This window comes from Synechococcus sp. R3-13, assembly GCF_047462195.1.
Lineage (GTDB): Bacteria > Cyanobacteriota > Cyanobacteriia > Thermostichales > Thermostichaceae > Thermostichus.
Genome location: NZ_JANSIO010000195.1, coordinates 1 through 7,564, shown reverse-complemented (window position 1 = coordinate 7,564; position 7,564 = coordinate 1). Strand labels below are relative to the sequence as shown.

Sequence of the window (7,564 nt, the reverse complement as noted above, 5' to 3'; positions counted from 1 at the left end):
GCGGTCGCAGCAGCGTTGCGGAGCAATAACAGTAGGCTTGGGATCCCTGATGCGCATAGCCCTGTTTACGGAGACGTTTCTGCCCAAGGTGGACGGCATTGTTACCCGCCTCTGCCACACGGTGCGTCACCTAACCGCTCGTGGTAACTCGGTGCTCATCGTCGCGCCCCGGGGAGCCCCGCGGCGGTTTGCACGGGCACGGGTTTACGGGATCCCGGGGATGCCGCTGCCTCTGTATCCAGAGTTGAAGCTGGCCGCCCCTGGCCCGGCCATCGGTAAGTTGCTCAGCCGTTTCCGACCGGATGTGATCCACGTGGTGAACCCGGCGGTTTTGGGATTGGGGGGCCTCTACTACAGCCAGACGATGGGGATCCCGCTGGTGGCCTCCTACCATACCCATCTGCCGAAGTATCTGCAGCATTATGGGCTGGGCTTTCTGGAAGGGGTTTTGTGGAATCTCCTGAAGCTGGGGCACAATTTGGCGCGGGTCAATCTTTGCACCTCAACGGCCATGATGCAGGAGCTGAGCGCCCACGGCATTGAGCGGGTGCAACTGTGGCAGCGGGGAGTGGATACGGAGTTGTTTCATCCCCAGGCTGCCAGTCCAGAGATGCGGGCTCGGCTCACCGCAGGGCAACCGGAACGGCCTCTTTTGCTCTACGTGGGACGGCTTTCGGCTGAGAAGGAAGTAGGGCGGATCCGGGTGTTGCTAGAGCGGATCCCGCAGGCGCGCCTAGCTATTGTGGGGGATGGGCCAGAGCGGGGATCCCTGGAGCAACATTTTGCCGGCTACGATGTGGTGTTTACGGGCTATCTGCAGGGGGAGTCTCTGGCAGCGGCCTTTGCTTCGGCGGATTTGTTCGTGTTCCCCTCCCGCACCGAGACCTTGGGGCTGGTTCTGTTGGAAGCCATGGCTGCCGGTTGTCCGGTGATCGCCCCCCGCTGCGGCGGCATTACCGATGTGGTGGACAGTGGGCGCAATGGCTTTCTGTTCGATCCCAATTCGGATAGCGACTTTGTCCAGGTTACCCAGCAACTGCTCAGCAGTGCCGGGCAGCGGCAGCTCTTCCGACAGCAAGCTCGCCAAGAGGCAGAACGCTGGAGTTGGTCGGCAGCCACCCAACAGTTGGAGAACTACTACCGATCCGTCATTGCCGCCGGCTAGCAGTGGTTCCCTAGTGGGAAAGGCTCGGGGCACATGAGGACTCCGCCTTGCTCTCTCCAACGCCAGCGGCCAGTCTACGCAGAGACCGGATGATCCCCCTCAATGGCCCGCACTTGCTCCACAAAGAATTCTTCTAGGGATTGCCGTTGCCAATGCAAGTCGGTGACCAGTGCCCCCGCTTGGTTCAAAAGGCTCAGCAACTCCGGTAGGGATCCACTCCATTCCCCCGACCAATGGGATCCCTGAATCGAGAAGTGCTCTAGGCGGTCGCGGAACTGTTCGACGGCGCCACCGTGCCCCTGTACCCGATAGCTTTTGCTCTCTCCCAGCAAGTCATCCAAAGTTCCCTGATGCACCAATTTGCCGCCGATGATCAGGCCGACTCGGTTGCAGATAACTTCCACATCCGCCAGGATATGGCTGTTGAAAAACACCGTTTTGCCCTGCTGCTTGAGGGACAGAATGATCTCGCGCATTTGATAGCGGCCCATGGGATCCAGTCCCGACATCGGCTCATCCAGAAACACCAGCTCTGGGTCGTTGATCAGCGCTTGGGCCATGCCAGTGCGCTGCAGCATGCCCTTGGAGTAGGTGCGCAGTTGTTTTTTGCGGGCCGTATCTATAGAAAGCCCCACCAGCTCCAGCAGTTGCGGGATCCGCTCCTTCAACAGGCTATTGGGCAGACCAAACACCTTGCCGGCAAACTGGAGAAACTCCCATGCCGTCAAGTAATCGTAAAAATAGGGGTTCTCCGGCAAATATCCCACCTGTTGCTTGATGGAGCGATCCCCCAGGGGTTTGCCCAGCAAAGTGCCGCTGCCGCGGGTGGGCTCCACAATGCCCAGTAGGCATTTGATGGTGGTGGTTTTCCCGGCCCCGTTGGGCCCCAGCAGCCCAAAGGTTTCTCCGCGGGCCACAGTCAGAGAAAAATCTTTGAGGGGGCTGACCACCTTGTTCAGCCAAAATCCTGTGCGATAGGTTTTGGTCAGGCCGGTGATGGCAATGACCGGCTCTGGTGCCGCGAACGCTTCTGCTGGGGAAGTGGGGGTCTCGCTCATGGACTCGCTCGTAGGTATGTTGGAGTTGAGGGAGAAAAAGGTGCCGCGAACACCGAGTTAAGGAGCACACAGTCCGCCAGGCGATAGGCTACCCAGCCTAACCTTTAGTTTACCCACAGGCTTTGTCCCAGCCTAGGCTTGCCGCAGCACTTCCGGTAGAGGAAAGGGGCCAGAGCAAACATACTCCGCGTAGGTATCCGCTTCATTCGCAACAGCGGTGCGGTTCCTTTGCCGTAGGCACAGCACTTTGCTCTGACCTCCCTTCAGTAGCATTCTCATCATCTGGGATGATTCTGGGATGATGATTTCCATCGCGTTGGCGGTGCGGAGCAAGAAAATTGAATCCAGAGGTTTTGTGCCTCTGGCCTCTGGGATCCCAGCCGGTGGTGATCATCGGCAACAGCGTTGCAGAGCAATAAGAAAGGAGTGTTTCTTGCTGGATAAGGTGCTTAGGCAGTGGAAGGAGCGGCTGTTGGCTCCAGTGCTGCAAACCCCTCTCCAACAGGTGCATCCCCTAGCCATTACCCTGTCGGGGTTTGCCATGGGCCTGGCCTCTGGCGTGGCGGCAGCTTATGGGGCCTACGGGTGGGGGCTGGGCCTGTGGTTGCTGAACCGGTTTATGGATGGGCTGGACGGCACGTTGGCTCGTCTGCAGGGACGGCAAAGCGATCTGGGGGGCTACCTGGATATGCTGCTGGACGTGGTGGTCTACGCAGTCGTTCCCCTGGGGCTGGCCTTTCACCAGGGATCCCTGCTGGGCTATGCTTCTCTGGCTCTGATGCTGGCCAGCTTTTACATCAACCTTTGCTCCTGGATGTATTTGGCAGGGCTGTTGGAAAAACGGCGTTCGCGACAGCGTTGCGGAGCAACAAGGACGGATGGCACTGTCGGGGCGGGATCCCTGGATGAACTGACCAGCTTAAGTATGCCGTCGGGGCTTATCGAGGGCAGCGAAACCATCTTTTTCTACGGCTTGTTTTTCCTTTTCCCGGAGTACATGGTGGGCTTGTTTGGGCTGATGGCGATTCTGGTGCTCTTGAGTGCTGTGCAGCGGTTGGTTTGGGCGCTGGGATCGCTTTCTGCTCCAAGGTGAGCCCGGAAAGGGTCTGCTACTATGGCTCCGTCCGGCTGGCGCGAGTTGGGTTACAAGGGTTCCCCATCAGATTTCACCGGGCGAGAGGATCCAAAATAAAAAAGCCATGGAGATCTGTTGCCATGACCTCCACCCTCAACCAACGCATTCGCCACTTCTACGATGCCTCCTCCGGCCTCTGGGAGCGGGTGTGGGGGGAGCACATGCACCATGGCTATTACGAGCCGGGCCAAACCGGTAAGGATCGCCGCCAAGCTCAGATTGACTTGATTGATAGGGTTATCCAGTGGGGCCAGATCGGGGATCCCTGCCCTCCCCAGCACATTCTTGATCTTGGCTGTGGCATTGGGGGAAGCAGCTTGGAGTTAGCCCGGCGCTTTGGGGCACAGGTTACGGGCATTACCCTCAGCCCCGTCCAAGCCCAGCGGGCTACGGAGCGCGCCCAAGAGGCCGGCCTGAGCAACAAGGTGCGATTTCAGGTGGCCGATGCCCTGGAGATGCCCTTTGCAGACAACACCTTTGATCTGGTGTGGTCTTTGGAAAGCGGCGAGCACATGCCGGATAAGCGGCAGTTTCTGGCCGAGGGCTGGCGGGTCTTGCAACCGGGCGGGCAGGTGATGGTGGTAACCTGGTGCCACCGCGAGGGATCCCTGAGTCGGCAGGATCAACAGCTTTTGCAGAAAATCTACGAGGTGTACTGCCTACCCTATGTGATCAGCCTCTCCGGCTACGAGGTTCTGGCCCAACAGGTGGGCTTTGAGCAGTTGCGCAGTGCTGACTGGTCGGAGCGGGTGGCCCCCTTCTGGGATGAGGTGATCGCTTCCGCCCGCGACTGGCGCTGGATCCCGGCTTTGCTGCGCAGCGGTTGGGTTACCCTTCGGGCGGCACTGGGGCTGGGCCTGATGCGTCGGGCTTATGCCACCGGCTTGCTCCGCTTTGGCCTGCTGACTGGGTTCAAACCCAAAAGCTAGCCCACCGCAGGGATCCCTTGCTCCCCTTTGGGAGGAGGGGCGCTTGGGGAAATGGGCTCAAAAGTTGGGCTGGGGCGGTGCTGTGCCGGTGAGTTCCAGATACTTTTGCTTCACCGCCTGAATGTCCTGCCACATCAACCACTTGGGGCTGCCGGGGGTGCGGTCTGGGTTGCGCAGCAGATAAGCCGGGTGAAAGATGGGCATACACCAGCGCCCCTGCCACTGGATCCATTCCCCGCGGATCTTGGTGATCCCTCGCTTCTCGCCCAAAAGGGAGCGCACCGAGGTGGCCCCCGTGAGCAGAATAATCCAGGGATCCACCAGGCGAATCTGCTCCAACAGATAGGGACGGCAGGCGTCCATCTCCTCCTGGGTGGGCACGCGGTTGTTAGGGGGGCGGCACTTGACCACATTACAGATGTAGGTGTCCTGCTCGGGATCCAGCCCCACCGAAGCCAGGATTTTATCCAGCAATTGTCCCGACTTGCCCACAAAAGGCAGCCCCTGCAGGTCTTCGCTTTCCCCTGGCCCCTCTCCGATGATTAAAATCCTTGCCTTGGGGTTGCCCCGATGCACCACCACATGGGTACGGCTGGCTGCCAAGTCGCAGCGCTGGCATACCAAACAATGCTGCTTCAGTTGCTCCAAATCCCTGTAAGTGCCGGGGGGGATGGACACCTGGGCCGACAGGGGGATCTGATCCCACTGGGGGAGTGTCTCCTCCGCCGGGGCTGGCGGCTCGATGGGATCGTCAAACAGGCTGGGCTGAAGCTCCGGCGGTCTTTTCTTGGCAGCCATTGCAAGTCGAGGTTTCCTTGTGCAGCGATCTTCGATTGCTCCCCCGCCCTTGTCAAGCTCAAGGCCAACCTGCCGGCAGGGGAGAACCTTTACTCCTTGTTAAACTGAGAAAACGAAAACTTGCGCCGGCCTTAGCTCGTCTCTACTCCCTGAGCCTGCCATGCTGCTTTTGTCCAAAGAACTGCCCAACCTGAACTACCGTCATACTCTACAGCGCTTCGACGAGGATTGGCGGGATCCCCTCTCTGCCTTGTTGGGTTGGGGTCGGGCTGCTGGTGCGGACTTGGTGGAGATTTTCCTAGAACGGGGCAATTCCATCAGTTGCCTGGCCGAAGATGACGCCATCACCAGCATCACCCCACGGCTCTCCACCGGGGCCGGCGTGCGGGTGTTTCGCGGCTTGGCCGACTGCTACGTCAGCACCAACGATCTATCCTTTGCCGGTCTCAAGGCTGCTCTGGAGAAGGGCCTTTCGCTGATGGGCCTCACCCCTCCCGGCCCCACAGCGCTGGTTTCTGCCATCAACCTGGAGATGCTGCAGGACTACGGCGAGCGTCGCCGCAAAGATGGCTGGTTGAAGGAATGTAGCCCCATTGCGGAGATGGGGGAGATCCTGCTCAAAGCCAACGAGCAACTGGGTCGCCAAGCCCGCCATGTGCAGTCCCGCCGCACCACCTATTTCCGCGATTGGCAAGAGATTCTGGTGGCCTGCAGCGATGGCACCTTTGTGCGGGATGTGCGCCTCACCCAATCCGTGAGCTCTACGCTGCTCTGTGCCGATGGATCCCATCGCGCCTCTGTCAGTCAACGCTCCGGCGGTACGGGGGATCCCAACTTTTTGCGCCGTTGGGATCTGGAGGCCCATAGCCGGGAACTGGCAGAAGCCGCCGGCCAGATGCTCTATGCCGACTACGTGGAATCCGGCACCTACCCGATTGTGATGTCCAACGCTTTTGGCGGCGTTATCTTCCACGAAGCCTGCGGGCATCTGTTGGAAACCACCCAGATTGAGCGCAAAACCACTCCCTTTGCCGACAAAAAAGGCCAGAAAATTGCCCACAAAAACCTCACCGCCTGGGACGAAGGTCTCTCTGAAGGGGCCTTTGGCAGCCTGGATGTGGATGACGAGGGCATGCCGGTCCAGCGCACTTTGCTAATTGAAAAGGGCATTTTGAAGAACTTCCTGGCCGACCGGGCCGGCTCAATGCGCACCGGCCACCCCCGCACCGGCAGCGGTCGCCGACAGAACTACACCTTTGCCCCTGCCAGCCGTATGCGCAACACTTACATCGCCCCTGGAGATGCAGAGTTGGACGATCTTTTTGCTTCTATCGACAAAGGCATTTACTGCAAGCGTATGGGGGGAGGGAGCGTCGGCCCCACTGGGCAATTTAACTTCGCCGTCGAAGAAGCCTATCTCATCGAAAACGGCAAGATTACCAAACCCCTCAAGGGAGCCACCCTGATCGGAGAAGCCAAAGACATCTTGACCAAAATCTCCATGTGTTCTAAGGACCTCAGCTTGGCAGCTGGGTTCTGTGGCTCTGTAAGTGGCAGCATTTACGTCACCGTCGGGCAGCCTCACATCAAGGTAGATTCCATTACCGTGGGCGGTCGCTAATTCCAGGGATCCACCTCGACATGGCCTATGACAACGTCTGCAAATATCTGGCCGAGCGTTTCCCAGAGCAGTTTGTCCGCTGGCTCATGGGAGAAGTGGCTCGGCTCCGACTCTATCGGAGGTATCCTCACCTATCGGTGCAGCAGGTGGTCAAGGTGCTCCGCACCGCTAACGCGATTGACTTGCGCAAAACGGGGTCGGAGCGAGTTTTCCAGACCTCTTTTCGTCTAGAGAGGCTGAGCCATGAGTTTGATGTTGTCCGCCTGTGGGAATGCGATTTGAGGGCCGGAGCGGATCGGCAAGCCCTGCTACCGTTTCGGGTTCTAAGCCAGGTGGAAGATCCAGCAGAAACCTTGCGAGAGGTGGTCAGTGAGCTAGAGAGCTTGGCAGACCCCAGTGAGAGAAGGGAATTGGCAGCCGCAACAGCCGTCTTGGCAGGACTAGCATTGGATTGGGGTTTGATTCGACAAATCATGAGGTCTTTGGATATGAGGGAATCGGTGATCTACCAAGAGTGGCGGGCAGAAGCTCTGCGAGAGGGGCTGGAAGAAGGGCGCAAAGAAGGACGCAGAGAAGGACTACAACTGGGCCTGCAACAAGGGCTACAACAAGGATTACAACAGGGATTGCAACACGGGGAAGCAACGCTGGTTTTGCGGCTGCTCAGGCGGAAGTTGGGATCCCTTGACCCGGCCCTTGAGAATAAGATTTGGGCTTTGTCAACGTCACAACTGGAGGCGCTGGGGGAAGCTCTGTTGGACTTCAGCAGCTCGGAAGAGTTGACCGCCTGGCTGGCCCGTCAGCTAGAAACCGCAGGAGCCCCGCTCTCTGCCCACAGGGCGAGGGTCGGGAGGAATG

General features: G+C 59.1%; 7 protein-coding genes. 5 read left to right on the top strand and 2 right to left on the bottom strand.

The window, feature by feature from the left end:
- Nucleotides 1-49 precede the first annotated feature (49 nt).
- Nucleotides 50-1,165 (top strand): glycosyltransferase family 4 protein, encoded by a 1,116-nt coding sequence (locus tag NW856_RS05880; RefSeq protein ID WP_414330513.1) that lies wholly within the window; start codon nt 50-52, stop codon nt 1,163-1,165.
- Between the two features lie 74 nt (nt 1,166-1,239).
- On the opposite strand, the gene NW856_RS05875 is transcribed toward NW856_RS05880, so the two are convergent.
- Nucleotides 1,240-2,223 (bottom strand): ABC transporter ATP-binding protein, encoded by a 984-nt coding sequence (locus NW856_RS05875; protein ID WP_414344385.1) that lies wholly within the window; start codon nt 2,221-2,223, stop codon nt 1,240-1,242.
- Between the two features lie 298 nt (nt 2,224-2,521).
- Here NW856_RS05875 and NW856_RS05870 point away from each other — a divergent pair, with 298 nt between their 5' ends.
- Nucleotides 2,522-3,316: a CDP-alcohol phosphatidyltransferase family protein gene (locus NW856_RS05870; protein WP_414331020.1), complete on the top strand. Its 795-nt coding sequence runs from the start codon at nt 2,522-2,524 to the stop codon at nt 3,314-3,316.
- 122 nt (nt 3,317-3,438) lie between these two features.
- Nucleotides 3,439-4,287, top strand: a complete 849-nt coding sequence (locus tag NW856_RS05865; protein WP_414399495.1) for a methyltransferase domain-containing protein — start codon at nt 3,439-3,441, stop codon at nt 4,285-4,287.
- Between the two features lie 57 nt (nt 4,288-4,344).
- Here NW856_RS05865 and NW856_RS05860 read toward each other — a convergent pair whose 3' ends face one another.
- Nucleotides 4,345-4,965 (bottom strand): uracil-DNA glycosylase, encoded by a 621-nt coding sequence (locus NW856_RS05860; protein ID WP_414331024.1) that lies wholly within the window; start codon nt 4,963-4,965, stop codon nt 4,345-4,347.
- A 280-nt stretch (nt 4,966-5,245) separates the two neighbouring features.
- Between NW856_RS05860 and NW856_RS05855 the strand changes: the two genes are divergently transcribed.
- Nucleotides 5,246-6,706, top strand: a complete 1,461-nt coding sequence (locus NW856_RS05855; protein WP_011433971.1) for a TldD/PmbA family protein — start codon at nt 5,246-5,248, stop codon at nt 6,704-6,706.
- A gap of 20 nt (nt 6,707-6,726) precedes the next feature.
- Nucleotides 6,727-7,564, top strand: an 838-nt coding sequence (locus NW856_RS05850) for a DUF4351 domain-containing protein (protein WP_414399494.1), incomplete at its 3' end; no start/stop codon positions are given.

What these genes read in the sequence shown, in the direction of transcription:
- NW856_RS05875 (WP_414344385.1), bottom strand. Translation starts at nt 2,223, where the DNA reads ATGAGCGAGACCCCCACTTCCCCAGCAGAAGCGTTCGCGGCACCAGAG.
- NW856_RS05865 (WP_414399495.1), top strand. Translation starts at nt 3,439, where the DNA reads ATGACCTCCACCCTCAACCAACGCATTCGCCACTTCTACGATGCCTCC.
- NW856_RS05855 (WP_011433971.1), top strand. Translation starts at nt 5,246, where the DNA reads ATGCTGCTTTTGTCCAAAGAACTGCCCAACCTGAACTACCGTCATACT.
- NW856_RS05870 (WP_414331020.1), top strand. Translation starts at nt 2,522, where the DNA reads ATGATGATTTCCATCGCGTTGGCGGTGCGGAGCAAGAAAATTGAATCC.
- NW856_RS05880 (WP_414330513.1), top strand. Translation starts at nt 50, where the DNA reads ATGCGCATAGCCCTGTTTACGGAGACGTTTCTGCCCAAGGTGGACGGC.